Source organism: Mycolicibacterium aromaticivorans JS19b1 = JCM 16368 (assembly GCF_000559085.1).
GTDB lineage: Bacteria > Actinomycetota > Actinomycetes > Mycobacteriales > Mycobacteriaceae > Mycobacterium > Mycobacterium aromaticivorans.
The window spans coordinates 3,108,017-3,134,119 of record NZ_JALN02000001.1 but is presented as its reverse complement, the minus strand read 5'-3'; the positions used below and the strand labels follow the sequence as shown (position 1 = coordinate 3,134,119).

General features: G+C 65.6%; 26 protein-coding genes. 15 read left to right on the top strand and 11 right to left on the bottom strand.

The window, feature by feature from the left end; all coding sequences use genetic code 11:
* Window positions 1-2 precede the first annotated feature (2 nt).
* Window positions 3-1,739, top strand: coding sequence for a ubiquinone-dependent pyruvate dehydrogenase (gene poxB, locus Y900_RS14970; RefSeq protein ID WP_036342900.1), 1,737 nt, complete (start codon window positions 3-5; stop codon window positions 1,737-1,739).
* Window positions 1,740-1,859: 120 nt separating this feature from the next.
* Window positions 1,860-2,873: an alcohol dehydrogenase catalytic domain-containing protein gene (locus tag Y900_RS14965; RefSeq protein WP_036342898.1), complete on the top strand. Its 1,014-nt coding sequence runs from the start codon at window positions 1,860-1,862 to the stop codon at window positions 2,871-2,873.
* Here Y900_RS14965 and Y900_RS14960 read toward each other — a convergent pair whose 3' ends face one another.
* The 3 genes from Y900_RS14960 to Y900_RS14950 form a co-directional block, all read right to left on the bottom strand.
* A complete protein-coding gene (locus Y900_RS14960) occupies window positions 2,874-3,275 on the bottom strand; it encodes an Rv0313 family protein (protein WP_036342895.1) in 402 nt (133 codons plus the stop codon). It lies immediately after the preceding gene.
* Between the two features lie 72 nt (window positions 3,276-3,347).
* Window positions 3,348-4,391: an NAD(P)H-dependent amine dehydrogenase family protein gene (locus tag Y900_RS14955; RefSeq protein WP_036342893.1), complete on the bottom strand. Its 1,044-nt coding sequence runs from the start codon at window positions 4,389-4,391 to the stop codon at window positions 3,348-3,350.
* Between the two features lie 3 nt (window positions 4,392-4,394).
* Window positions 4,395-5,630, bottom strand: a complete 1,236-nt coding sequence (locus tag Y900_RS14950) for a hypothetical protein (RefSeq protein WP_036342890.1) — start codon at window positions 5,628-5,630, stop codon at window positions 4,395-4,397.
* A 41-nt stretch (window positions 5,631-5,671) separates the two neighbouring features.
* Between Y900_RS14950 and Y900_RS14945 the strand changes: the two genes are divergently transcribed.
* Both Y900_RS14945 and Y900_RS32770 read left to right on the top strand, forming a co-directional pair.
* A complete protein-coding gene (locus Y900_RS14945) occupies window positions 5,672-6,265 on the top strand; it encodes a TetR/AcrR family transcriptional regulator (protein WP_036342887.1) in 594 nt (197 codons plus the stop codon).
* Window positions 6,266-6,508: 243 nt separating this feature from the next.
* On the top strand, window positions 6,509-6,655 hold the full coding sequence (locus tag Y900_RS32770) for a hypothetical protein (protein WP_192827518.1): 147 nt from the start codon (window positions 6,509-6,511) through the stop codon (window positions 6,653-6,655).
* Here the strand turns inward: Y900_RS32770 and Y900_RS14940 are convergent.
* On the bottom strand, window positions 6,634-7,473 hold the full coding sequence (locus Y900_RS14940; protein WP_051660397.1) for a DUF3159 domain-containing protein: 840 nt from the start codon (window positions 7,471-7,473) through the stop codon (window positions 6,634-6,636). The genes Y900_RS32770 and Y900_RS14940 overlap by 22 nt on opposite strands.
* Window positions 7,474-7,526: 53 nt before the next feature.
* Between Y900_RS14940 and Y900_RS14935 the strand changes: the two genes are divergently transcribed.
* A complete protein-coding gene (locus Y900_RS14935) occupies window positions 7,527-8,009 on the top strand; it encodes a nuclear transport factor 2 family protein (protein WP_036342886.1) in 483 nt (160 codons plus the stop codon).
* A gap of 71 nt (window positions 8,010-8,080) precedes the next feature.
* Here the strand turns inward: Y900_RS14935 and Y900_RS14930 are convergent, their stop codons facing one another.
* Entirely contained in the window at window positions 8,081-8,743 is a 663-nt protein-coding gene (locus tag Y900_RS14930; protein ID WP_036342884.1) for a L,D-transpeptidase family protein, read from the bottom strand.
* Window positions 8,744-9,042: 299 nt separating this feature from the next.
* On the opposite strand from Y900_RS14930, the gene Y900_RS30280 reads away from it, so the two are divergent.
* The 4 genes from Y900_RS30280 (at window position 9,043) to Y900_RS14910 (ending at window position 14,222) form a co-directional block, all read left to right on the top strand.
* A complete protein-coding gene (locus tag Y900_RS30280; RefSeq protein WP_051660073.1) occupies window positions 9,043-9,501 on the top strand; it encodes a hypothetical protein in 459 nt (152 codons plus the stop codon).
* 1,589 nt (window positions 9,502-11,090) lie between these two features.
* Window positions 11,091-11,753: a DUF5631 domain-containing protein gene (locus Y900_RS32765; protein WP_051660072.1), complete on the top strand. Its 663-nt coding sequence runs from the start codon at window positions 11,091-11,093 to the stop codon at window positions 11,751-11,753.
* Window positions 11,750-12,712, top strand: coding sequence for a hypothetical protein (locus tag Y900_RS14915; protein ID WP_036342882.1), 963 nt, complete (start codon window positions 11,750-11,752; stop codon window positions 12,710-12,712). Before Y900_RS32765 ends, Y900_RS14915 begins: the two co-directional genes overlap by 4 nt.
* 19 nt (window positions 12,713-12,731) lie before the next feature.
* Window positions 12,732-14,222 carry a bifunctional phosphatase PAP2/diacylglycerol kinase family protein gene (locus tag Y900_RS14910; protein WP_036342879.1) on the top strand — a complete coding sequence of 497 codons (1,491 nt, stop codon included), beginning with the start codon at window positions 12,732-12,734 and terminating at the stop codon, window positions 14,220-14,222.
* On the opposite strand, the gene Y900_RS14905 is transcribed toward Y900_RS14910, so the two are convergent.
* Window positions 14,176-14,844 carry a phosphatase PAP2 family protein gene (locus tag Y900_RS14905; RefSeq protein WP_036342877.1) on the bottom strand — a complete coding sequence of 223 codons (669 nt, stop codon included), beginning with the start codon at window positions 14,842-14,844 and terminating at the stop codon, window positions 14,176-14,178. The two genes, Y900_RS14910 and Y900_RS14905, sit on opposite strands and share 47 nt — an antisense overlap.
* Window positions 14,845-15,057: 213 nt before the next feature.
* Entirely contained in the window at window positions 15,058-15,834 is a 777-nt protein-coding gene (locus tag Y900_RS14900) for a trans-aconitate 2-methyltransferase (protein WP_036342875.1), read from the bottom strand.
* Window positions 15,835-15,932: 98 nt separating this feature from the next.
* On the opposite strand from Y900_RS14900, the gene Y900_RS14895 reads away from it, so the two are divergent.
* Together Y900_RS14895 and Y900_RS14890 are read left to right on the top strand one after the other, a co-directional pair.
* Window positions 15,933-17,765, top strand: a complete 1,833-nt coding sequence (locus Y900_RS14895) for an ArnT family glycosyltransferase (protein WP_237752566.1) — start codon at window positions 15,933-15,935, stop codon at window positions 17,763-17,765.
* Window positions 17,766-17,820: 55 nt separating this feature from the next.
* Window positions 17,821-19,014, top strand: coding sequence for an alpha/beta hydrolase family protein (locus tag Y900_RS14890; RefSeq protein ID WP_036342872.1), 1,194 nt, complete (start codon window positions 17,821-17,823; stop codon window positions 19,012-19,014).
* Window positions 19,015-19,017: 3 nt separating this feature from the next.
* On the opposite strand, the gene Y900_RS14885 is transcribed toward Y900_RS14890, so the two are convergent.
* From Y900_RS14885 to Y900_RS14875, 3 genes are all read right to left on the bottom strand, one after another.
* Window positions 19,018-19,917 carry an SAM-dependent methyltransferase gene (locus tag Y900_RS14885; protein WP_036342870.1) on the bottom strand — a complete coding sequence of 300 codons (900 nt, stop codon included), beginning with the start codon at window positions 19,915-19,917 and terminating at the stop codon, window positions 19,018-19,020.
* A 47-nt stretch (window positions 19,918-19,964) separates the two neighbouring features.
* On the bottom strand, window positions 19,965-20,285 hold the full coding sequence (locus tag Y900_RS14880) for an EthD family reductase (RefSeq protein ID WP_036342868.1): 321 nt from the start codon (window positions 20,283-20,285) through the stop codon (window positions 19,965-19,967).
* A 74-nt stretch (window positions 20,286-20,359) separates the two neighbouring features.
* Window positions 20,360-21,259, bottom strand: a complete 900-nt coding sequence (locus Y900_RS14875) for an oxygenase MpaB family protein (RefSeq protein ID WP_036342866.1) — start codon at window positions 21,257-21,259, stop codon at window positions 20,360-20,362.
* An 84-nt stretch (window positions 21,260-21,343) separates the two neighbouring features.
* On the opposite strand from Y900_RS14875, the gene Y900_RS14870 reads away from it, so the two are divergent.
* On the top strand, window positions 21,344-21,964 hold the full coding sequence (locus Y900_RS14870; RefSeq protein ID WP_036342864.1) for a TetR/AcrR family transcriptional regulator: 621 nt from the start codon (window positions 21,344-21,346) through the stop codon (window positions 21,962-21,964).
* On the opposite strand, the gene Y900_RS14865 is transcribed toward Y900_RS14870, so the two are convergent.
* Complete coding sequence (locus Y900_RS14865) at window positions 21,961-22,539, bottom strand: VOC family protein (protein ID WP_036342863.1); 579 nt, start codon at window positions 22,537-22,539, stop codon at window positions 21,961-21,963. The two genes, Y900_RS14870 and Y900_RS14865, sit on opposite strands and share 4 nt — an antisense overlap.
* 122 nt (window positions 22,540-22,661) lie before the next feature.
* Between Y900_RS14865 and Y900_RS14860 the strand changes: the two genes are divergently transcribed.
* Genes Y900_RS14860 through Y900_RS14850 form a run of 3 tightly spaced genes read left to right on the top strand, consistent with a single transcriptional unit; the run spans window position 22,662 to window position 26,048 of the window.
* Window positions 22,662-23,783, top strand: coding sequence for an alpha/beta hydrolase (locus Y900_RS14860; RefSeq protein ID WP_036346820.1), 1,122 nt, complete (start codon window positions 22,662-22,664; stop codon window positions 23,781-23,783).
* Window positions 23,759-24,745, top strand: coding sequence for a 2-hydroxyacid dehydrogenase (locus Y900_RS14855; protein ID WP_036342861.1), 987 nt, complete (start codon window positions 23,759-23,761; stop codon window positions 24,743-24,745). The genes Y900_RS14860 and Y900_RS14855 overlap by 25 nt, the downstream gene beginning before the upstream one ends.
* A complete protein-coding gene (locus Y900_RS14850; RefSeq protein ID WP_036342859.1) occupies window positions 24,723-26,048 on the top strand; it encodes an MFS transporter in 1,326 nt (441 codons plus the stop codon). The genes Y900_RS14855 and Y900_RS14850 overlap by 23 nt, the downstream gene beginning before the upstream one ends.
* Window positions 26,049-26,103 lie beyond the last annotated feature (55 nt).

The following is a 26,103-nucleotide window of genomic DNA, read 5'->3' as shown; positions in this document are numbered from 1 at the left end:
CTGTGCCGACCGTCGCCCAGCATCTCATCGCGGCCCTGAAATCGAGTGGTATCAACCGCGTCTACGGCCTACCGGGTGACAGTCTCAACGGGTTCACCGATGCGATCCGACGTTCTGAGGACATGGCGTGGGAGCACGTACGCCACGAGGAGACGGCCGCGTTCGCCGCGACTGCCGATGCAGCATTAACCGGTCAATTGGCGGTCTGTGCCGGTAGCTGCGGTCCCGGCAACACCCACCTCATCAACGGTCTCTATGACGCCCAACGCACCCGAGTGCCGGTGCTGGCGATCGCGGCGCACATCCCGCTCAGCGAGGTCGGCACCGGCTACTTCCAGGAGACTCATCCGCAGGAGTTGTTCCGGGAGTGCAGCGTCTACTGCGAGTTGGTCAGCACTCCGGAAATGGCCCCACGCCTGGTCGAAATCGCAATGCGCACCGCGATTGAGGAAAACGGAGTCGCGGTCCTGGTGATCCCGGGTGAGGTGTTCCTGGCCAAGCTTCCCGACCGTGACTGGAACACCAAAGCGGTCGTGCCGACCCGGTCGGTGCTGCGCCCTGACGACGAGTCGCTGCGCCGCGCGGCAGACATTCTCAACGCAGGTTCACGCGTGACGATCCTCGGTGGCGCCGGTACGGCGGGCGCGCACACTGAGCTGCTCCGGCTTGCCGAGACCCTGAATTCGCCTATCGTGCATGCCTTCCGCGGCAAAGAGCACATCGAATACGAGAACCCGTTCGATGTCGGGATGACTGGGCTGCTCGGTTTCGCATCGGGCTACAAAGCCATCAAGGAAGCCGACGTCCTGCTGATGCTGGGCACAGACTTCCCGTACTCGCAGTTCTACCCGGACAACGCTGAGGTCATCCAGGTCGACATCCGCGGCAGCCACCTCGGCCGGCGTACCCCGGTGGATCTCGGCTTGGTCGGTTCGGTGAAGGACACCATCGACGTGCTGCTGCCGCTGCTGACCCGCAAGGCGGACCGGACGCACCTGGACCGGTCGTTGAACCACTATCAGCGCACCCGCAAGTCGCTGGACTCGCTGGCCCTCAACGACCGCGACCGCACCCCGATCCGTCCGGAATACGTTGCGGGCGTGGTCAATCAGCTCGCTCACGACGACACCGTGTTCACCTTCGACGTCGGCTCACCCACCATCTGGGCCGCGCGGTACCTGACCATGAATGGCAGGAGACGGCTCACGGGATCGTTCACCCACGGCACGATGGCGTGCGCGCTGCCGCATGCGATCGGCGCGCAGACCGCATACCCGGGACGTCAGGTGATCGCCCTCGCCGGTGACGGCGGGCTGGCCATGGGATTCGGCGAGCTGCTCACCTTGGTGCAGAACAACCTGCCGGTGAAGGTGATCGTCTTCAACAACTCCTCGCTGAACTTCGTCGAGCTGGAGATGAAGGCCGCAGGGGTGGTGAACTTCGGCACCGAGCTGAAGAACCCCGATTTCGGTGCCGTCGCCCAGGCGATCGGTATGTTCGGCCGGCGAGTCGAGCAGCCCGCGGACCTGGAACAGGCCGTCGCCGACGCGCTGGCCCACAACGGACCGGCTCTGGTCGATGTGGTGGTGGCGCGGCAGGAATTGTCCATTCCGCCAGCGATTTCCGCGGAACAGGCCAAGGGTTTCACCGTCTACGCGATCCGCACCATTCTGGCCGGCCGGGCCGATGAGCTGCTCGATCTGGTGAGCACCAACGTCGCCCGGCGCATCCTCGACTAGTTCGTCCGATCGGCGCGCAACCGTTCTCAAACAGGACCCGGCGAGGCAGAATCAGGATTACCACCGCTATGCTGGGTCAAGTTCAGTGAACCTAGCAATGCGACGACTCAAGGGAGTGCCATGGCCACGCATCGCGCCGTACACGTGAAATCAGCCAATGCCCCGCTGGAGCTGACGGAAGTGGAGACCACGTCACCCCCGCCGGACCATGTGCGCATCGCGGTCAACGCCTGCGGGGTGTGCGGCACTGACCATGCCTTCGTCACCGGGTCGTTCCCGAACCTCACCTGGCCCATCACTCCTGGCCACGAGATCGCCGGCACGATCGCCGAACTCGGCTCGGGCGTCGAAGGATTCGCGGTCGGTGACCGGGTGGCGGTGGGCTGGTTCGGCGGCAACTGCAACACCTGCCTGCCCTGTCGTAAGGGCCAGTTCATGCAGTGCGTGAAACTGGAAGTGCCGAGCTGGAACTATCCGGGCGGCTACGTCGAATCCGTCATCGTGCCCCGCACCGCGTTGGCCCGCATCCCCGACGGACTGTCGTTCGCCGAAGCCGCCCCGATGGGATGCGCCGGGGTGACGACCTACAACGCCCTGCGCACCACGCGCGCCGTGGCCGGGGACCGGGTTGCCATCCTGGGCATCGGCGGCCTAGGGCACCTTGGTGTGCAGTGGGCCCGCGCCATGGGGTTCGAGACCATCGCGATCGCGCGCGGCGCCGGCAAGGCCGACGACGCCAAAGAACTCGGCGCCCACCACTACGTGGACTCCACGGCCAGTGACGTCGGCGAGGCGCTGCAGAAGCTCGGGGGCGCACAGGTGGTGTTGGCCACCGCGGCCAACTCGGCAGCCATGGCGGCCACGGTCCCCGGGCTGGCGCCGCAAGGCGAGCTGGTGATCGTCGGAGCCACGTTCGATCCGCTGCCCATCGCTCCGGGCGATCTGATCTTCGGCAACTTCAGCGTGCTCGGGCATCCGTCGGGCACTTCAGCCGACGTCGAAGACACGCTGCACTTCGCGCTGCAGTCCGGGGTGCGGGCCCGCATCCAAGAGCGGCCGCTGGCCGAGGCCGCCGAGGCGTACGCAGACATGGACGAGGGCCGTGCGCGCTACCGCATGGTCCTGACGATGTAGCTACTCGGGCTGGTCCTCGGTTGGGGCGGCGTTCTCGGACGCGTCGAGGACGCTGACGTCGATGCCGTAGGGCAGGAACCGGACGTTCCGCGTGGGGTCCGTGTTGTGCTTGTTCGCGCGCAGTGCGTCGAGCTCGCTTCGGTACACCTGTTCGACGTGGGCTTTACCGTGAGCGTCGGTCGTGTAAACCGTCCACACCCCGTCGCCGGCTTCCCCCGCGGTCTCTGGTTCTGAGCGGGGCCGTGTGCGGCGGTTGAACTCGTCGAACAGCACTCCGAACCCCGCACCCTGCCCCGAGCTGTTGAGGAACTGCCCGAAGGCCTCGCGAAGCCCTTCGCTGGCCTGGCGCACCACGCGATCGATGTCGTCGGGATCGAACCCGAACGGTCCGTTGTTATCCATGACTGCCAGTGTGCGCGCAGTTCGCGGCCCCGTCGACAAGTTGAACTTCGCTGACAGCGTGACGCCCGATTTTCAGCGAGCTCCTCGATAAAGACTCAGCGGCAGATCCGCCATCGTGACGAAACCAGCAGCGGCGTCGCACACCGCACCGACAGCGTTCACCGCCTGCATCGCGGTCGCCACACTGGCTGACCGAACATGCTCGTCCAGTGGAACGTCGCGACGAAAACTGGCAAGCGTCATCAGATGCGCCTGCATCGACGGAGTTCCTTCGATGGTGACGGTCCACCCGTGCCGGGGCGCCGGCCAGTACGTCGGCTGCGGTTCGCCTACGGTCCAAAGCGTTTCCACCTCGACGACCGGAACTCCCTTGCACAGGCCGGTCCACTGCCAGCGCTGAGCGGCGACGGTGCCCGCGCGCAGCGTCCGCCCGCACACGTCACGGTCGGCACTGGCGGGAATCACTTCCAATTCGGTGGTGACCTCATCGACACCCAGGTTCAGTGCATCACCCAGCAGCCAAACTTGTTCCTGGAAAAGCTGACTCGTGAAGCTCAATCCGTCGGTATGGGCGTCCACCTCGTCGATCGGGCTGCCGAACTTCATCTGGCCGAACGTGATCTCCGTGCTGTCATACACAGACCAGTCGGCACGTTCCTGCACAGTGACGTGCTCGACGCTGCGCGACATACCGGTCAGCGCCAACGGAACAACCGCTCCTAGGTTGCCGGGGTTCAGACCGGTTCCGTGCAGCGAGCTGCCTCCGTCAACGCAGGCCTGCCGAAGCCTGTCGCGATCGGCCGGTTCCATCCGCGCGGGGTGGAACGCGAAGGCGGTGGTGATCAGGTTGGCGCCCGACGCCAGGATAGCGACCGCGTCGTCAACCGACGGGTGCCGAGGCGCATACACGACGGCATCGACCGACGCAGTGTCGACGTCGATCGCCGCGGTGACGCCGACCGGATCCCGCCCGGCCAACACACCGGCGTCGGTTCCGGCCTTGGCCTCCGAATAGACCTTGACGCCAACCAATTCCAGATCGGGATGGCTCAGGATGCCGCGGACGGCTTCGACCCCCACCGCCCCAGTGCCCCATTGCACGACGCGGTAGGCCATCGACTACACCACCGTCAGCGGCAGGGAGAGGCGCTCTTCGAACTCGAAGGTGACGCCCTGACTGAACTTGGTGACCTCCACCTCGGGCGAATCCTTGGCGGCGGTCTCGCTCTTCTCGAACTCGGCAGTCCAGTCGTCAGCGGTGCCGGTGATGCTCACCGCGATGTACGGATCGACGGCCGTGGCGATGGCCTGCAACGGTCCCGGGGACGCCGGCGAGCACAGCGGTACCCACGAGCCGTCGTCGTGCGCCGGCGAGGGGTGCACATGCAGCCTGCCGCCTTCGACCTCGGCGACGACGTAACCGGCCGGGTTGAACAGCGGGTGCAGTTCGATGACCTTGGCCAGACCGTCAAAGTCGTTGGGCAGCTTCAGTGCTCGCTTGATGCGCTCGGCGGCCACACCGGCGATGCCGACGAGCTGCTTGGTGCAGATGTCGGTCGCCAGCTCAGCGTTGTCGCCGGCGCGGGCACGCACCGCGATACCGAAGGACAGGTTCAACAGGTGCATCTGCAGCACCACCTCGTCGGCAATGCGCACCAGCGCGGAGTGCGAGAACGCCCCGAAGTCGACGTCGGACACCAGCACGCCCGAATAGTCCGCTTGGCCTTCGTCATTCGGATCGATCGGACCGAGTTCCCAGTTGGCGGCCTTGGTCTTGGCCACGATGTCCAGCGCGGGGATACCAGTCACCTCGGGATAGGACTCGTCGATGATGACGGTCCAAGCGCAGTGCGGCTGACGGTCGGCGGGCGTCCGCGGCGGGCGGTGGATCGGACGCACCTGCGCCTTGGCATTGGTGGCGACGGCGGTCGCGTCGAACGTCGGGTCCTCGATGTCGTGACACATGCCCTTGACGTAGTCGGGGCCCATCGGTTCGACGTCGAGCAGGGCTCCGCAGTGGTCGAGGTGAAATTCACCGTGCCAGCGGTCGTGGACGGTGTAGCGGAAGTCCATGAATTGCGGCGGGGCGCCGATGTCGAGCTGCAGACCCTTGAAGATCGTGAAGATGTCGACGCCCTCGTACTTCAGGGCCTTCTGCATGCGCTTGGTGTAGATCGGGCTGGCGCCGGCCCATTCCTCGATAGCGATCTGCAGCATCTCGGGCCGGCCGAACGACTGAATGCACCACGCCATTCCGGAGCGGTCGATCATCTGGCCGATCAACAGCAGTTCGGGAACCACGGTGGCGAGTTCGGCCCGGGACAACTGGGCATAGTGGCTGAGGGGCTGGCTCATACCGCGAAACATAGTCGGCTCAATGTTATAAAGTCAACGATGTGAAAGCGCTGGGCACTCCCCCGACGCGGCAGACTCAGGCGCCGCGTAAGCGGGGCGACGACACCAGGGCGTTGATCATCGACGAGACGGTGCGCTGCGTGGTCGAAGAGGGTTTCCAGGCCGCCACCGCCAAACATGTCGCCGAGCGTGCCGGGGTCACCTGGGGAGTCATTCAGTATCACTTCGGCGATCGCAACGGGTTGCTGATGGCCGTCGTCGACGAAGGTGTGGCCGGCTTGCTCAAAAGCCTCGGCGAAGCCGATGTCGCCGATCTCGAATTGCGGGAGCGCATCGAGGTCGTCGTCGACACCGCATTCCGCTGCTACCGCAGCCCGACGTCGTTAGCGGCATTCGAGATCCTGCGGGCCACTCGCGGCACCCACGGCGACAGCGCCACACGCCACCTGTTGGAGATCAATACCGCGATCAACCAACTGGGTCGGCTGATCTCCGACGATCCCGGCGTGGCCGAAGTGATCTGGTCGTCGCTGCGCGGGATGGTGCTGGTCGAGATGATCGTGAACTCGCACCTGGAGTGGCACCGCGAGCGTCAGCTATTGGTGGACATGGTCACCCGGTATCTGCAGGATTGAGCGCCCGCGCCAGCGAACGCCGTCAGCCGTCGTCATCCATCGTGTGCGCCGTCACATGGCCTACGCCACAAATATGCGCATTCGCGTCCGACTGTCACGAATCTCACAGGGCCAAAGTTGATTTACCTGAAATTAACAAGGAGCATCGAGGGGTTCCTTCAAACAGGCGATCCCTGATTGATGGACGTCTACAGCAAAAAACAAATCCCCTGCTGAACCGGGGGACATCAAGGAGTTGAGAGAATGTCGTCGATTGCGCAGTTCCGCAAAGACATGAAGCGGGCCATGACGCGTCGCCGTCTGTACGCACGTATCAGCGCTATGCCGCCGTCAACGGTCCGCGAAGAGCTCGTGGCCATCGCGCAGCGCTACGAAAACGAGCTTGGCTGATCTGATCCCTTCTCGGGGAACAGCTTTCGTATCACAGCGCCGGCAAGGATGCCGACCACGATCAACGCGATACCCACTCCGGCGGGAAGCGAGCCGCTGACCCAGCCGGCGATGCCGATGCCGATCACGAATCCGGGAAGCCAATCCAGAAGCTTCCCGAAAGATGGTGGGGGTTCGGAGGATTCGCCGCTGGCCGCCAAGAATCTCGCTCGCGCATAGTCAGGGTAGAACTCGGTGAGCGCGACGGCGACCAACGTCACGGCAAGCTGGACGATCCAGCCGGTCCAGAAGTTGTCGCCGTCGTGCAGCACCGCATCGCCGAACGTACCGACCGCCGTATTGATCACGAATGCGCCGGCCCACACCGCGCTCAGCGCGTAGTTGACTCGAATGAACAGTGGGCTGTTCCAGTGTTCGGGGTCGACGGTGTCGCGGGCGTAGGCGATAGTGAACGGGCGGCGGATCGCCAGAGTGGCCAGTGCGTAGGCGGCCAACAGGCCGTTGGTGATCTCACCGGCCCACAGCTCGAGCCAGTTGATGAGCGCCGGTGAGCCGAAGATGCCCAAGGCGACAAACACCGCGAAGACCACGGCGCCGAAGACTTCGAGGGAATGCACCTTGATGCCGCGGCGGCTGCCCGCCCACATGACGATGAGCGTGAGGGCCAGCGCGGTGGCCGCAGACTGCCCGAAGCGGCCTGGCCCCGACATGATGGCCATGAGGATCCAGGGCGCGATCCCAGAGAACGGCGACCGCAGGAAGCCGTCGATGAAGTTGGTTCGCGGGACGGCGGCGTCGGCCTTGTCCGATTCAGCCATGGGCACATTGTCACCGGGACAACCGCCCCCGGCGACAGATTCGGTGTGCTGCAATGACCGGCATGGCTGATGCGGAAGCAATCGAAGCGATCAAACAAGTCAAGTACCGCTATCTGCGGGCGCTGGACACCAAGCATTGGGACGATTTCGCCGACACTCTGACCGAGGACATCGTCGGTGACTACGGCTCGTCACTCGGTGAGGAGCACCGCTTCACCAACCGCAAGGATCTGGTGGAGTTCATGCGCAAGTCGATGCCGTCCGGCGTGCTGACCGAGCACCGCGTCACCCATCCGGAGATCAGCGTGGACGGCGACGAGGCCGAGGCCATCTGGTACCTGCAGGACCGGGTGATTGTTCCCGAGTTCAATTTCGTGCTGGAGGGCGCGGCGTTCTATCGCGATCGCTACCGCAAGACGCCCGACGGCTGGAAGATCAGCAAAACCGGCTACGACCGGACCTACGAGTTCACGATGTCGACCGAGGCGCTGAACTTCAAGGCGACGCCTGGCGCCGCGATCAACCCGAACCCTTAGCTCGTCGAGCGTGGGACTTGTCGTCGACGATCGTCGCAAGTTTCAGCGACAACCCGCACGCTCGATAACCGCTATTTGGCGACAGCGATCAGCGCGCCAGGCTGAAGCCAGCGCATGATCTTGACGAGGGTGTCGTCGTCAAGCGAGACGCATCCCGCGGTGGGGCCGCCGTCGGTGGTGTGGACGAAGAAGGCGCCGCCGTTGCCGGGAACGCGAGCCTTGTTGACGCCCATCACGATCGCGTGGGCGTACTGCGGGATGTAGAGGTTCTCGGTGCCGCTGGCAGGGTTCGTGTCGAACGGGCAGTCGGCTTTCTTGCAGACCTGCATGGTGTTGTAGGTCGGGCTCTTCATATCGCCGTCCCACCAGTGGTCTTTCGTGACCTGGACGTATTGCAGACCGCCGCCCGGATTGGGCTGAGTGCCGAACGCGAAGTCAAGGGTGAAGATGCCCATCGGTGTTTTCGACTCGCCGTCGTGAGATTGCGGGGTCATACCGTTGGCGCCGACATGGGTGGGGACTCCGACGAGGACGGGCTGCCAGCCGTTGGCGCCGCGCTGCCAGACGTCCATTTTGGCGGTGGCGCCGCCCGTGCTGACGACGGAGAGCACCTGGGTCGCGTTGCCGACGTTGGGCTGGAACCAGGGGGTTTCGGCGTGGCTGGGCGGTGCCGAGGACAGCGCGAGCAGCGCTGCACTGAAGGCAGCACAGATCGAAACGACGGCTCGGCGCATCGGTTCATGGTCCCCGTGGGGTTCCTGGCGGGTCAAGTCAAGGTTCGGTGACGGTTGCGTCTGGGCCAGCTAACGATCATTGGTCGGCGTGGGCGAATTGGTATTGGCTGCAGAAGCGCTTGAACTGCGTGTACTGGCAGGTGAGAGCGGGTATTGGCATTGTTGGTGAATAGCGGACCGGCAAACGCAAGGGATACGATTCCGACATGTCGCAAGTGCCGTACGGACCCGGGCCTTCAGGACCAGCTCCATGGCAGGGACCTCCCCCATCGGGAGGCCCGTCGGGAGGCCCATCGCGGTTGCCGAGCATCATCGCGATCGTCATTGCAGTAATAGCCGTTGCCGTCGCCATCGGTGCGTGGTTTCGGCCCGCACCCAAGCCCGAAACTCCCGCGGCAAAGACGTATAGCGAGCAGGAAGTTGCCGACGCGAAGAAGGCGGTCTGCGAGACCTTCAAGGAGGCGAGTACTGGAATTCAGGCCGCAGGCGGCAGAACGGGTGGAGATGACCCAACCGCAGTTCTGGCCGTTGCCGTCAATGTCCGCCTCGCACTCAGCGCGGCAAGTTCGTACCTAATTCAGGGTCTGGACGCTAACCCGGCTACGCCACAAGAGCTTGCGAAACCTATCCGGGACCTGGCAAAGACCTACCAGGAAATTGCGATACTCCAACTCGGTGATGCCCCCCACGAAAAGATCGACCCTCTCTATACCTCCGGCGACGAAGCCACCGCGAAAATCAAACAGGTTTGCGGATGACGGACGTGCCTGGAGGAGGCTGGACCGATCTATTAGTCGGTCACCAGTGGCCGGACGGTATATCGATTGGCTTAATCACATCCGCGGCGGCCAACCGAGGTCGTATAGGTCTTTCCTTTGATGCCTATGGAGATGCTCTTCAGTCGGTGCGCACGGGACCTCTAAGTCTCCAAGAAGGAGTCACCGCCCAAGACACACAGGATGCTTTCGAACGTGGAGAGGGCAAGGCCCGGGAATTGGCCGAGGTCAGCCTTGCGAAGAAGTCCGCCTACGAGGCTGCTGCCAGATCGACCACCCAATTGCGTGATGAGCTTCGCGCCGTAGCGGAGGCGGGCAACTCTGAAATTAAGCAGATTCAAGCTTCGAAGGATCCACTCGCGCTGAAGATTTCGCGGATCACCAAAGTTGTGATGACGGCTCAAACACAGGCGAATACGAGTGCTGGACTTCACTCGGACAGTGTGCTCAACGCGGTACAAAAAGTTCTGCAAGCATCAGGCGTGGATGTGTCGGCGAGGGAATTTGCGAAGTCCAGTAACGTCGATCTCGACCATGCGTTCTCGTCGCCATCTGAGAGCTCCATACGAAAAGGTGTTACCGCTCGGCTAGATCCAAAGAATTCAACCCCGACACCGGGATCCGCAACACTGCCAAACCCAAGCGATACCTCTGGATCCCTCTCGCATCTAGTCAATTCGGGCGAGACGCCACACGCCCCGCCGCCGGTCGCAGCCGATTCTCCGCTCGCTCATGCGACGGGGGGCGGCGAAGCAATTCCTTCAGGTAGCCCGCGACAGCCCGATGTCTACGCCCCTCTGAAGACGCCGATCACACCTGGAAGTGCCCCTGCACCCGTGGGGCCTGGCGTTCCTATAGGTGCGCCCAAGGCGGCAACCCCCTCCATGCCCGGCACGTCCATGCCAGGTGGCGGAATCAGCATGGGCCAGGGCGGGTCCTTGGCCACGCCGAACGTCTCGCCATCCACACCCCAATCCGCGCTTCCTTCAACCTCTGCCCCCACTAACGCACTCTCCCCCGAAGGCTTCGCCCAAAACTTCAACGCGGGCTCTCAAGCAGGCGGCCCGGTGTCCTCTGGCGCTGAAGGTCTCTCGAACACCGCGGCCCACGCTATGCAGCCGCAGGCGCCCCTTCACTCCGAGGGCATGGCCGCACCGCCGATGGCGCCCACAGCCCCGACCGCAGGCACGCCGCTCTTCGAAAAAGCCCACGCCACACCGACTTACGAAGCCACTCAGGCGCCCGTTGCTCCCCCGGCAGACACCCCTCAGACCTACGTCGCTGCCCCGGCAGCCCAAGCGCCCGTCATGCCATCGACCGCCTCCCCCGCGCCCCAAGGTCCGCTCCCCGCGTACGGCGCGGACCTTCGTCCGCCTGCCGCAACGGCACCAGCAAGCCCCCTCGCCATGCCGACCGCCGCTTCCCCCGGATCGGCACCGGTCCACCCGTCCGCCGGCACCCAACTCAATCAGCCCGGCGTGGTCCGCCAAGCTCCGACAACCGCCGCATCCGCAAGCCCAGCACCCGCCGGACTCACCGAAAATGCCGTCGCAGCAACCACTACCGGTGCAATGGCTGGCGCCAGCGCCGTTCAAACGCAAGCCCAGCAGCGCCTCAACAGACTGCTCGACGCCGTCGCCAGGCAGGAACCCAAGTTGCGCTGGGCCATTGGCGACCGCGACGACGTCACCACCGTGCTGGCCACGGATCTGGCCAGCGGCTGGATCCCGCCGCACGTCGAAATCCCCACCGGCATCAAGCTTCTCAGGCCGGGAAGCCGCAACAGGCCACTCGACGCTCTACTCGGCGAGACGACAGTGACCGCCGCCTACACCCCCGGCCAGTACCTTCCGCCCGAGGAAGACGCACAACCCACGCAGATGTCCATCCGTGCGCGCGACACCCCGGAAGTCGAAGACCTTGGCTGGGAACTCGCGCAAGCCACCAAGTGGCGCGATGGCCTGCCCCGCCTCGCCCACACCTTGGCCAAAGCCGCATCGACCGGTACCGGGTACCTGGACTCCGAAGTCGAACTCCTCCGCGAACATCTCGCCAAAGTCGCAACCAAGGTCCTGGGTGACTACCCCGATCATGTCGACACCGCTAGTGTCGGCAACTGGCAGCTCTTGGCGACCATTGACGCCCTGATCAGGGGCGAAAAGACCGCTGCCAACTACCACTTCGCGTGGTTTCAGGTCCTGAACCTGACGCTGAAGGGAGAGGTGCACCGATGAGTGGCGGACAGCTCAACGTCACCGATGGCGGTTACCAGTCGGCCAACGCTGGGAACATGCCACCACCACCTATCACCTCCGATCCGCTCGTCACCGGTGCGACCCCCATCGAACAACTGCTCCGCGTCCTCGGGCTGGCCGCCAATCTCGGTGACCCCAAAGACAACACCGAAAGCGCCGAGGAACACGCCAAGCGCGACTCCAAGACCGCCGAGGCCGCCGCGAAGTTCCCCGCCCAGGACGAGCAAGCCGGCGCCGAGATGAAAGGCGTTGCCGGGCAGGGCCAAGCCGATCAGATGGCCCAACAACTCCCGCAGATGGCCTCTCAGCTCGCCGGCGCCATGGCCGGTGCGATGGGCGGCGCACTGCAGCCGCTGGCCCAGCTCCCGCAACAGGTCGCGCAAGGCGCCCAACAGATGATGCAGGCCGGCATGGGCATGATGCAGCAAGCCGGTGGCGCCTCCGCAGAACTCGACAAAGCCAGCCTGACCGACCCGCTTGGCGAGTTCGGCGAGACACCCGGCGAAATGGGTTCTGGCGGAGGCGGATCCGGCGGTGGCGGCGGCGGAATCGGCGGGACCTCGCCGACCGCCATGCTCGGGCCGCCGCCCGTGCCTGCCGCAGGCACGTCGCCATCAGCGGCAAATACACAAATGCCGGCGCCGCGGATGGCCGCGCCGATGTCGGCGCCCGCCGGTGGCATGGGTGGCATGCCGATGATCCCGCCCGGGGCAATGCATGGTGCGGGCGGATCGGAGAAAGACGCCAAGGCGGACACCAAGCGGGTGTCCGTGCCAACCGTGAAGAACGGCGCGCCGGTCCAGGGCCGCATCACGACCCCGCCGCCCGCCAACCCTCAGGTCACCAAGAAGGTCGACGGCAAGCCCGTCGCGACGCGGCGCATCATCCTGCCCGACAGCAAGCCAGCAGACGAGGCATCCGGCGAGCCCAAGTCCTGAACCCCGATACCGTGGAGCGATGACATCGCGAAGCTTGCTAGAAGGTCAAGGCGTCCGTCAGATCACCGGCGGGCTCGGCACGCTGGACCGCGAGGTCTTCGAGGCCGTTGCCGAATCCCCGAGCATGCTTCTCGACAAGGCCATGCCGGTGCTCACGCGCGCCGCCGACCACTCGAAGCTGTGGTTCGCGATCGCCGCGGTCCTGGCTGCGACGGGCTCGCCGTCGGCGCGCCGGGGCGCCGGCCGCGGGGTGATCACGCTGGCCTTCACCAGCCTGGCGACCAACCAGGGCGCCAAGCGGGTGTGGAAGCGCGCGCGCCCTAACCGCACCCTGGTTCCGCTGGTGCGACGGTCACGTCGAGTCCCGACGTCGAACTCGCTGCCTTCCGGGCACTCGGCCAGCGCCGCTGCCTTCGCCGTCGGCGTCGGTCTGGAGAACCCGCCGCTGGGCCTGGGCCTGGCGCTGCTCGCGGGCTTGGTGGGCCTGTCCCGGGTGGCAACCGGCGCGCACTACCCCGGCGACGTCTTCGCCGGATTCGGCATCGGCGCCGCGATCGCCGTCCTGGGTGGTCGGCTGGTTCCGCCGATCGTGCCGGCCAAGCTGCCCTCGACTGAGCCTTTGGTGATCGACACCCCGGAGCGTCCCGAGGGCGACGGCGTCGTCCTGGTCATCAACCCGGCCTCGGGCAGCGGCACCGGAACTCGGGTCATCGACGAGGTGCGCGAAAAGCTGCCGAAGGCCGAGATCGTCGAACTCGGTCCGGATGACAACCCGGAGACCGTTTTGAGGGAGGCCGCCCGGCGCGCCGAGGTGCTCGGAGTGGGCGGCGGCGACGGCACCGTGTCCGCTGCGGCTTCGGTGGCGGTCTCCACGGGGCTGCCGCTGGCGGTGTTTCCCGCCGGAACGTTCAACCACTTCGCCAAGGACATCGGCTGCGACACCGTTGAGCGCACCGTCTCGGCCATCCGCAATGGCAACGTCTCGTGCGTAGACCTGGTGTGCCTCAACGAGGACCAGATGGTGATCAACACCGCCAGCATCGGCGCGTACCCGTTGTTCGTCCAGACCCGGGAGAAGCTCGAGCACAAGGTCGGCAAGCCACTGGCGGGGATGTATGCGATGCTGCACACGCTGCGCCGCGGGACCCCGGTTCGAATCCGATTCGACAACAAGACAATTCAGACCTCGCTGTTCTTCCTCGGTAACTCCGTCTATCTACCGTCGGGTTTCGCCCCGGCCCGGCGGACCCGCATGGATGACGGGCTCATCGACGTCCGCATCCTGGAAACCGGCAAGCGTTTCAGCCGGCTGCGCATTCTCACCGCGGTAGCGCTCGGCCGCCTCGAACGCAGTCCGCTCTACCACGAGATCCAAGCGCCGGAATTCTCGTTCGAGGCCGTCGACGGGCCGACGCCGCTGGCCCGCGACGGCGAGGTCGGCAACACGTATGACAAAGCCAGCTTCAGCGCAAAGTACCGAGTGCTGCCGGTGTTTCGGCCGCTGCTGTGAGCGGTATCGGCTGTACCAGCCGCAGGCATAGCAGGTAGTACACGTAGCCCAGTGCCCACCCCGCCAGCACGTCGGACGGGTGGTGGACATTGAGCACCACTCGCGCGATCCCGACCGTCACGATCAACAGGCCACCGACAACGGCCAGTGCCCGCCTCAGCCGGGGACTGAGGTGCGGCCACAACACCGTGAGCAAGGCCAGCACACCGACCATCACCCCCAGTGCGTGACCGGATGGAAACGACGATCCCTGGCCGTAGACCAGCGCCGATGCCGGGCGGGGCCGGCCCGCGAGGAACTTCGCGCCCTCGGTCACAAGTCCCATCAGCCCGACGCTGATCACCAGGAACAACGCGGTAGGCACCCTGCGGCGCACCAACGCGATGATCAGCAATATCAACGCCGCCACCCGGAAGCCGTTCGGTCCGAACACGACGCAGAACACCACCCAGAAGGAAACCCAACCCGGGCGCGAAGCACCGATGTTGTGGAATGCCTGGAGCGAGTCGGTGTCGACCGAATCCAGCCATCCCCAGTTGAGCGCGTATCCGACCCACATCGTCGTGTAGACCGCCACGGCGACGACGATCGAGGCGGTCAGCCAGGTTTTCTTCGATGCCATCTGTTCTTCAGTACCACGAAATCCTGGCACGATCGTCGAAGTGGCCGCGCTGCTACGACGACGTTCGGAATCGGTAATCCTCCGCGCGCTCCGGATCAGGGCCACTGCCCGCCACCCTCGACCTGGTCGGCAGCGATCCCACGCTGTTCCACCTAGACTGCCCGACGTTGTGTCGCAGGCGGTTTCGTTCCGGCGGCGGTTGAGAACCCGGTCTCACCGCGACGGACTGCCCACCTGAGCGACGACGAAGATCCGGCGGAACGGGAAGTACGTGCGCCCGTCGGGCCGGGAGGGGTAGGCCTGGTCGAGCATTGGGACCAATTCGGTCCGAAACTGCTGCCACTGGTCGTCGTCGAGTCGATCACGCACGGCGGTGAGCGCCGTGCCGGTGATCCAGTTGAGCACGGCGTTCTCTCCCTCGAGCTCATGGATATAGGTGGTCTCCCAGACGTCGACGTGGCAGCCCGCCTCGGTGAGGATCTCGGCATACCGGATCGGCGTCTCGACGACGTTGGCGGTGCGGAAAGCAAAGTCACCCAGGATGTTTGACCAATGCTCCTGGTCTGCCAGCCGGCGCACCGAGACATGGGACGGCGCGTCGAAGTTGCCTGGCACCTGGACTGCGATCCAGGCACCGGCATCCAGCTGACCGGCCCAGCGCACCATCAGTTCGGGATGCCCCGGAATCCATTGCAGCGCCGCGTTACTGAATACGACGTCGGTGTCCGGGTGCGGTGTCCACGCGGTGATATCGGCCAGCTTGGCGTCGATTCCGCGCTCCCGTGCGGCGGTGACCATCTCCGCAGAGCTGTCCACGGCCTCCAGCACCGCCTCCGGCCAGCGCTGAGCCAGGTGTTGGGTGAGATTACCCGGGCCGCAGCCCAGGTCGGCTACCCGTCGCGGTGACTCGGCGCCTACCCGCCCCAGCAGGTCGAAGAACGGCCTACCGCGCTGGTCGGCGAACGTCAGGTAAGTCTGCGGGTTCCACATGCCGCCAACTTCACCACATGTCCGGGAATCCTGAATACACAGCGATTTCCCAGCTCTGTGAACGCGCGTCAGCCAGCACTTTCAGGCACGGTGGTGCGGTGACCGCCACCGCCGACCACACCGAATTACTCGGTGCGGCCATCGCTGACGCCCCGGTGCGCGCCGCGCCCCGGTGGCCGGGCTTCGCTGTGACCGCACTTCTGGTCGCCACCGCGGCGCTGTATCTCTGGAATCTGCCGATCAACGGCTACGGCAACGCCTTTTATGCGGCCGCCGCGCAGTCCGGCGCCAAGAACTGGGACGCGTGGTTCTTCGGCTCACTGGATCCCAACAACTTCATCACTGTCGACAAACCGCCTGCCGCGTTGTGGGTGACAGGGTTGTCGGTGCGCTTGTTCGGGATGAACAGCTGGGCGGTCCTGGTGCCGCAAGCGTTGATGGGGGTCGGGGCTGTCGCGCTGCTCTACGCTGCGGTGCGTCGGGTCGTGACGGACCCCGCGCGCGGTGCGGTGGCGGGCTTGATCGCAGGCGCCGTCTTGGCGCTCACGCCGGCCGCCACGTTGATGTTTCGCTACAACAACCCTGACGCACTCATGGTCCTGTTGATGGTCGCGGGCGCCTACTTTCTGATTCGCGCCATCCCCCGCGCGTCCTGGCAATGGCTGATGCTCGCGGGCGTCGCGCTGGGGCTGGCATTCCTCACCAAGATGCTGGCCGGGCTGATGGTGCTGCCCGCCTTCGGTCTCGCCTATCTGCTGTTCGCACCGACGAATTGGTGGCGACGACTGCTGCATCTGTTGAGTGCCACTGCCGCGCTGGCGATTTCCGGTGGTTGGTGGGTGGCGGTGGTCCAGATGTGGCCGGCCGCCGCGCGCCCTTACATAGGCAGCTCGACGGACAACTCGGTGCTCAATCTCGCACTGGGGTACAACGGCGTCGACCGTATCGTCGGAGGCGGCAACGCGGTATCCCACGGGCACCCCAGCGGGTGGAGCACCCACGCCGGGGTGCTTCGACTTCTCTCCGCAGAGATGGGTTACGAGGCGTCCTGGCTGCTGCCCTCCGTCGTCGTCGCCGTGCTGGCAGGCGCGTATCTTGCGTTGCGCCGCAAGCTAAGCCGCATCGAGGCAGCCAGCTTCACCATGTGGACCGGCTGGCTGGCCGTGTGCACAGGCGTGTTCAGCTATATGACCGGCATGGTGCATCCGTACTACACCATCGCCTTGGCGCCCGCGGCCGGGGCTTTGATCGGTCTCGCCGCGGTGTGGAGCAGATCAGCGGCGATCATCATGGTGGTCGCCGCCGCATGGTGGGCGGTCATTCTGCTGAATCGAGCACAATTGGGCCCGACCTGGACCCGCACGCTCATCGAATGCACAGCCGTTGCGGCCATAGTTCTGCTGGCCGCGGCGCTGACCCGCTGGCCGCGGCTCACGCCCGTCGCGCTGGCGGTCTCGCTCGTCGCTGGTCTCACCGGCACCGCAATATTCTCGGTGGCCACCGCCGCCACCCCGCACAACGGTTCCATACCCAACGCCGCCCACACTGCCGACGTGTGGCCGACCGTCGGCAACCGCTTCGGCAAGACCCTGATGATGGGCGCCAGCTCGGACAGAGTCGACCCGCATCTGGCCGAGATGCTGGCCGCCACCCGGACCCAGTGGTCGGCGGCCACCTCCGGCTCACAGGCGGCGGCCTCGCTGGAAATCGCGTCCGGCACCGCGGTCATGGCGATCGGCGGCTGGAGCAACGACCCGGTGCCCACGCTGGCGCAGTTCATCGACGACGTCCACGCCCAGAAGATCAGCTACTACGTCGACAGCGGCCGGATGCGCAGCCGCGACCGCGTCAGTGGGCAGATCGCCGACTGGGTACAACAGCATTACCGACCGGTGAAGGTCGGCGGCGCGATTGTGTATCACCTGTTGTGAAGCGCGCGCCCCGTTAGCATCCGATGACAGATGCCGACCTCGAAAGGCCGCGACAATGACGTCGAACGTCGACCTGCCCATTCCGGTGCCGGTGCCCGATGTGCCGGGTGCCGACGCCGGATACGAGGGGCTGCCCGACCGCTCCGATCTGACCGCGCTTCAGCGGCTCACCGTCGACGCCTCGGCGGTGGCCGATATCGGCCTGCGCACCGCGATCGCGTCACTGGTCGGGGCGTCCATGCTGCCAACCGTCGCCAAGAGCATCGTGCGCCGGTCGGACCTGCACCGCGAGCGCAGCAATCTGGAGTTCTACGCCGAACTCGCCGCGCGCCGCGACCCGACGGCATCCTTTCCCGCACCCACCGACGTGCCCGCCGTGACGACCCGCCCGGCCAACCCCGTCGCGCAGTACCTCGCGCACGGCAACGTGGAGAATCTCCGGTTCGAGAGCAGCTTCGTACCCGTCAATCCGGACATGCGTAAGCAGTGGACGCGCCTGGAGCGCAACAACGTTGTGTGGGCACAGCATTGGCGCCACGACGATGGGCCGCGGCCGACGTTGTGCGTCATCCACGGTTTCATGGGTTCGCCCTATCTGTTCAACGGGCTGTTCTTCTCGCTGCCGTGGTTCTACAAGACCGGATACGACGTACTGCTCTACACACTGCCGTTTCACGGCCGTCGCGCAGAAAGAGGCTCGCCCTTCAGCGGATACGGCTTCTTCTCTCAAGGCATGGCCGGATTCGCCGAGACCATGGGCCAGGCGGTCCACGACTTCCGGTCGGTCGTGAACTGGTTACGCGACACTGGAGTCGACCGCATCGCGCTCACCGGCATGTCGTTGGGCGGCTACACCTCAGCGCTGGTCGCCTCGGCGGATGACCGGTTGGAGGCGGTGATCCCCAACGTTCCGGTGGTCACTCCGGAGTCGACGTTCGACGAGTGGTGGCCGGCCAACAAACTGATCGAGATGGGCCGCAAGTTCGGCACCATCGGCCGTGACGAGTCGGCGGCCGCCTCGGCCTACCACTGCGCGCTGAACTACGAGCCGTTGGTGCCGCGGGATCGGCGACTGATCATCACCGGCCTCGGCGATCGGCTTGCGCCGCCCGAGCAGGCCCAGGCGCTCTGGGAGCACTGGGATCGTTGTGCGCTGCACTGGTTCCCGGGCAACCACATCCTGCATGTCAGCCAGCCCGAGTATCTGCGCCGCATCAATCGGTTTCTCCGGCCGGTGATGTGGGACTAGCGCCTAGCGTTTGATCGCGCTCACCAGCGTGATGCTGGACAGCATGTTGGCCGCTTCGGCGTCCGCCGACTCGACCGAACGGCCAACGGTCTTCAGGTAGTCGATCAATGTGGTGTCCTGCGCGGTCCATCCGCGCTCGGCGAACCACTGCGCGGCAGGTGCGTGCTGCTCGTTGTACACAAGCTGCCACCACTGGCCCCGCTCGTCGTCGCTTGCCTTCGCTTCGTCGACCTTCTCGCGGAACGCAGCGCGATCCATCGGTCGCCCCTCCTCGACCGCGGCGTGGCTGCCCGCAGCAGCCAGCGCGTCGATCCCGGTGAACAGCTGCTCCTGGGCACTGGCCGGCAGATAGATGAGCAGGCCTTCGGCGATCCACGCCGAAGGCTCGCCGGGCCGGAAACCGCTGTCGCGCAAAGCTTGCGCCCAGTCGTCCCGCAAATCGATGGCGATCTCCTTGCGCTCGGCTTTCGCGGTGGCGCCGTGCGCGGCCATGGTCTCGCGCTTGAACCCCAGCACTTGCGGCTGGTCGAGTTCGTAGACAGTCGTGCCTGCCGGCCAGTCCAGCCGGTAGGCGCGAGAATCGAGGCCCGCGGCGAGCAGGACGATCTGACGCACGCCCGCCTGTGCCGCCGCACGGAAGTACGCGTCGAAGTACCGGGTCCGCGCCGCCTGGAAGGTAACGAAGTGTTGCCCGAACTCCGGGGTCTTCAGCGGATGGTCGGGCGCCTGCCCGTCGAGGACTGCAGCCCACGGACCACCCACGGCCCGACAGAACACCTCGGCGAACGGGTCGACCGCCAGCGGGTCGGGTTTCTGCGCCTCGAGCGCGCGGGCGGCGGCGACGAACAAAGCCGTCGAACCGACGCTGGTGGTGATGTCCCAGGTGTCGTTGTCACTTCGCACTGCCGCGAGGGTACTCGCGGAATCTGGCAACGCGTAGGCGACAGGTATCAGTGCGAGGGAATCTGGATGTCCGAGAAGAGGACTCGAACACCGCCGGTCGACAGCCGTGCCATCGCCTCGAAGAACGCGCCGGCCTCCGCGGTGGCCACCGCTGCGCTGGCCGCGTCGTAGTCCGGGTAGTACAGGTCGATCATCCGGTAGGCCGGAGTCGGCGAGCCGTCCTCCTTGGGCCACACCTTCGAGGCCTCGAACCGGATGTGGCCCGGAATCTTGCGGGCGGCGTCGAGTTGTTCGGCCTCGTACGCAGCCTCGAAGGCATCTGGATCGGTGGGGTTGTCGTAGATGACCGTGATCTTGGTTTCCGGCACCTGATCTCCTCTGACGTTTCAGCAGACAACATTGACGGTTCGTCGTCATTATCGTCGGCCGGACGTCGCTGGCGCTAGACGAGCGGTCGACCAGTGCGGATCCGCCAATCCACGTCGCGCAGAAGCAAATTGAACGGGAACTCCCGGATGGCGCGGGGAGTCAGGTTGTTGACGAACCGGATGCGTGCCATCAAGCGGTCGAACTTGCGCTGTTTGTCCGGTGTCCAGTCGAGGTGCATCTCGTCGCGGAAGCGCTGCGGCAGGAAGCCCGTGGTGATCAGCAGGTTGAACTGTTCGAGCGGTTCCTGCACGCGCTTCGGCAGTCGCACGCCCCGGATCCTCGACACCGCGAACGGGTACAGATATTCGCGGATGGTGTCGTCGATGTGCAGCTTGTGCAGTGATTCCTGCCAGTACTGGTCGAACGCGGCTCGATCGGCCGGCCACATCTCGGCGGGCACCTGCAACGTGGTGGCCAATGCCGCGCTCTCCCGGTAGTGCCGGTCGGCGGTCTCGTCGTCCATCTCGCCGATGAACACCCGGGCCACGTCAACGCCGCCCTTGTAAAGGCACGCAGCCACCCAGAGCTGCAGGTTCTTGTCGAACGCGTTGTACTCCACCGGGCTGTCCGGCGTCGAATACACCTGCGCGTGCGACTTGTTGACCGCACGTCGATACGCCTTCTTCTGCTCGTCGGTACCCCGGGTGGCCACGGCCAAATACGTGAAGGTCGTCCTGGCCCGTTTGATCGGATGCCGGTCGGCTCGGCCGCTCTCGACCCGGCTTTCCATCACGCCGTAGCCGACGCCCGGCAGGGCCAACTCCATGATCACGTTCGCGGGGCCGGCGAGCAGCGCAACACCCATCAGCCCGTCGTCGAAACCCGGTCCCCATTTCCGGCGGCGAGCCGACGGCATCGGCGGCGCACTCACCGCCCGGTCGACGTGGCTGAGGACGGGTTCGCGGATCGCCACGCTGGGCCACCTATCGGATGAGAATCTGACAACGAATGTTTCCTAATATTGCCGCCCTGGCCTGAGCAATGTCAAGATGGGCTAATGACGCAGGCACGGCCCTACGGCGGCGTGGATGCCGCCGATCGGCTGGCCCGGAGACGGGCCCGTCTTCTGGAGGCCGGACTGGAGCTGCTGGGCAGCAATGTCGACCCCGCTGAGCTCACCGTTCGGGGCATCTGCCGAGAGGCCGGCGTCGCCACCCGATACTTCTACGAGAGCTTCGCCGACAAGGACGAGTTCGTCGCGGCGGTCTTCGACTGGGTGGTCGCCGAGCTTGCCGCCACCACTCAGGCCGCGGTGGCGACAGCCCCGGTCGATGCGCAGAACCGCGCCGCCATGGCCAACATCGTGCGGACCATCGAACTCGATCCGCGGGTCGGTCGGCTGATGTTCAGCTCGCAGCTGTCCAACACCACGGTGGTCCGCAAACGACAGGAGTCCGGCGCGCTGTTCGCGATGCTGTCGGGCCAACACGTCGAGGCGCTGCTGCACCGTCCCGCCAACGACCGGATCAAGGCGTTCGCGCACTTCGTTGTGGGCGGCGTCGGCCAGACCATCAGCGCCTGGCTGGGCGGCGCGATCACACTGACGCCCGCCGAGCTCGCCGATCAGCTCACCGCAATCATCGACGAACTCGGCGATCCGCGGCTGTTCCGCGACTAGCCTGCGGCGATCGGCTGCTTGCGGTCGGCCGCCGTCTTGGGCGGAGTTGCGGCTTCATGATCGGTGAATTCCCGTGTCCAGCAAGCGAATTCCAGCACGATGCCATCCGGATCGCTGAAGTAGAAGGACCGTACGTACACCCCGGGGTGGAGTTCGCGAGTGGCTCCCTGGGGACTGTCGTCGTGGTTGAGCACGGGCCCAACCCGCACACCCTTGTCCTTGAGCCGCTGGCGGTACTCGTCGAACTTCTCCTCGGGCACGTGAAACGCCAAGTGATTCATCGAGCCCACCGCGCTGACGATCGAACCCAGACCGGGCAGCGCTGCAGGGGTGGTGCTGCCCATCGTGCCGTCCGGCGCCTCGGCGAACCAGAAGAACGCCACGCAATCGCCATTGCCCGCGTCGAAAAAGAAGTGCTGCCCCAGTCCGTCAGGCAGATTCAGCGACTTGACCAGCGGCATACCCAGCACATTCGAGTAGAAATCGACAGTGCGCTCCATGTCCGAGCACACCAGCGCGACGTGGTTGATTCCCCCGAGCTCGAATTCTGGGTTGGTGTTGTGCGGCTTGATCACGGCGTGCCCCCACAGATCCTGGTCGACTCTCCCAACCGAACCTAACACCGGATTCAGGCATGCACATCGACGCTGACGAATATCGTCTCCTCAGCGATCCACACCCGAAGGAGGCCACCGACATGCCCACCCCCGGAGTCGTGCGCGAATTCATCGGGATGTCCTCGCCGACCGCGCGCCGCGCCGGCGCCGGCGGCCACCCCTGCCAGGGGCTTTACCACCGGGGAGTGGGCCGCAAGCCGAAGGTCGCCGTCATCGCCACCCACTACCAGATCGACTTCTCCGAGCACTACCTCGCCGATTATCTGGCCACCCGCGGCGTGGGCTTCCTTGGCTGGAACACCCGCTTCCGCGGATTCGAAAGCAGCTTCATGCTCGACCACGCCCTGGTCGACATCGGCGTCGGGGTGCGCTGGCTGCGAGACATCCAGGGCGTGGAAACAGTTGTGCTCCTGGGTAATTCGGGCGGCGGCTCGTTGATGGCGGCCTATCAGTCCCAGGCCGTCGATCCCAACGTCACCCCGTTGGAGGGCATGCGCCCCGCCGCGGGGCTGACCGAACTGCCTGCTGCAGACGGTTACATCGCCAGTGCGGCCCACCCCGGGAGACCCGACGTCCTGACCGCCTGGATGGACGGCGCGGTCACCGACGAAAACGACGCGGTGGCCACCGATCCCGGCCTTGACCTGTTCGACGAGGGCAACGGGCCACCGTTCTCCGACGATTTCCTGGCTCGCTACCGAGCGGCTCAGGTAGCCCGCAATCACGCCATCACCGACTGGGCGGAGACCGAGCTCAAACGGGTGCAAGCCGCCGGCTTCACGGATCGGCCGTTCACCGTGATGCGCACCTGGGCCGATCCGCGCATGGTGGACCCAGCCATCGAACCCACCAAACGGCAGCCCAACCTCTGCTACGCCGGTGTTCCGGTGAAGGCCAACCGCTCCGCACACGGCATCGCCGCAGCCTGCACGCTACGAAGCTGGCTGGGTATGTGGAGCCTCAAGACCGCCCAGACCCGCGCCGAGCCACATCTGGGCCGGGTCACCGTCCCGGCATTGGTGATCAACGCCGAGCAGGACACCGGGGTGTTCCCATCGGATGCCCAGCGCATCTTCGACGCGCTGGCCAGTACCGACAAGACTCTTTGCGCCATCGACACCGACCACTACTTCACCACGCCGGGCGCGCGCGGCGAGCAGGCGGACACTATCGCGAAGTGGATCGCCAAGCGGTGGCGCTAAGAGTTCTGGCGCACTTCCTCCCCGGCGAGAAGGTGCTGGATATCGTGGCGCCAGAGGCAGATTGGCTTGACATTCACTGGTGCCACGAAGACGACGACGCGGCGCTGCACCGCGAGCTGCCCGATGCCGAGGTCATCTGGCACGTGCTACGTCCGCTGTCCGGCGAGGACCTGCGCCGCGCACCGCTGCTGCGACTCGTGCACAAGCTGGGCGCGGGGGTGAACACCATCGACGTCGAGACAGCCGATGAGCTGGGGATCGCGGTGGCAAACATGCCCGGTGCCAACGCGCCCTCGGTCGCGGAGGGTGCAGTGCTGCTGATGCTGGCCGCGCTGCGCCGGCTTCCCGCGCTGGACCGCCTGACCCGGCAGGGACTGGGCTGGCCGACGGATCCCAGCCTGGTCGAGACAGTGCGCGACATCGGCAGTTGCACCGTTGGCCTGGTCGGCTACGGCAATATCGCCAAACGCGTCGAGCGGATCGTGGTCGCGATGGGCGGCACCGTCTTGCACACCAGCACCGCCGACGACAGCACCGCCACCTGGCGTCCGCTGCCCGATCTGCTCGCCGCCAGCGACGTGATCAGTCTGCACCTGCCGCTGACCGCCGCGACCGACAAGCTGATCAACCGGGCTGCGCTGGACACGATGAAGCCGCATGCGGTGCTGGTCAACACATCTCGCGGCGGCGTCGTCGACGAACCCGCGCTGGTCGATGCGCTGCGCGATGGCCGACTGGCCGCCGCCGGCCTCGATGTGTTCACCGAAGAACCCGTCGACCCGGGCAGCCCGCTGTTAGCGCTCGACAATGTCGTCGTGACGCCCCACGTCACCTGGTGCACCGTCGACACCATGCGGCGCTACCTGATCAACGCCGTCGACAACTGCCGTCGTCTGTACGACGGCCGCGACCTGGTCAACGTCGTCAACGGGAGGCCGGATGGCAGTCGCGTCCACCAGTGATCGGTCACTGGAAACCCGCACCCTGCGCAAGGTGGCCATCCGCGCCCTGCCCTTCCTGATGGCGCTGTACTTCGTCAACTACCTCGACCGCACCAACCTCGGGATCGCCAAAGCCGATATCAGCCAGCACCTCCAGCTGACGGCGAGCATGTTCGGCCTGGCGTCGGGCATCTTCTTCATCGGATACGTCCTGGTCGAGGTGCCGTCCAATCTGGCACTCGAACGGTTCGGCGCCCGCCGATGGCTGGCGCGCATCGCGGTGTCATGGGGAATCGTCGCCGTCGCAATCGGATTCGCGCCCAACGCGCCCACCCTGCTGGCGTTGCGATTCCTGCTCGGCGTCGCCGAGGCGGGGCTGTTTCCCGGGGTGATCTTCTATCTGACCCGCTGGTTCCCGGCCGCCTACCGGGCGCGGATCGTGGCGATGTTCATGATGGCCAGCCCGATCGCCGCGGCCGTCGGAACTCCGTTGGCCGCGTGGATGATCCAAGCCGGTGAAGGAACCTTCGGGCTGGCCGGCTGGCAATTCATGATGATCGGCGTCGGACTGCCCGCGATCATCCTCGGCGTGATCTGCTGGTTCTATCTGACTGACCGGCCGGCCGGGGCGCACTGGTTACAGCCCGACGAACGCCAGTGGCTGATCGACGTGCTGGCCGACGAGGAACGCGATGTCGCAGGCAGCTTCGACTTCCCGCTGCGCCGGGCGTTGACCAGCCCACGAATCTGGTTGCTGGCCGTGGTGTACTTCGGTGTCGCCTATGGGCTGTACGCGCTGGCGTTCTTCTTGCCGTCGATCATCTCCGATTTCAAGAAGACGTTCGACGTGCACCTGTCAATCGTGCAGGTCGGTCTCATCAGCGCGGTGCCCTACACCCTGGCCGCGATCGCGATGTACCTGTGGTCGCGCCACGCCGACCGCCAGAACGAACACGTCTGGCACGTCGCGATCCCAATGGGGCTGGGCGGCTTGGCTATTCCGGTCGCACTGTATCTGCACTCCCCGCTGCTGGTGATGATCCCGGTCTGCGTCGCCGCAATGGGAGTGTTCAGCGCGATCCCCAGCTTCTGGGCGCTTCCGGCGCAGTTCCTCACCGGTGCCGCCGCAGCGGGCGGGATCGGGCTGATCAACTCGATCGGCAACCTCGGCGGATTCGCGGCCCCGTACGCGACCGGTGCGCTGAACCAGTTCACCGGCAGCGACAAGGCCGGCATGTGGGCGGTGGGCATCTTCATGGTGATCTCCGCGGTCGTGGTGGTGGTGCTGCGCGCCACCCCTGACCGGGATACAAGCCGTCACTGAGGCGGCCTGGAGCGGCAGGTACCCTGGCTCCCAACCCACCGGTTAATAGGGAAGG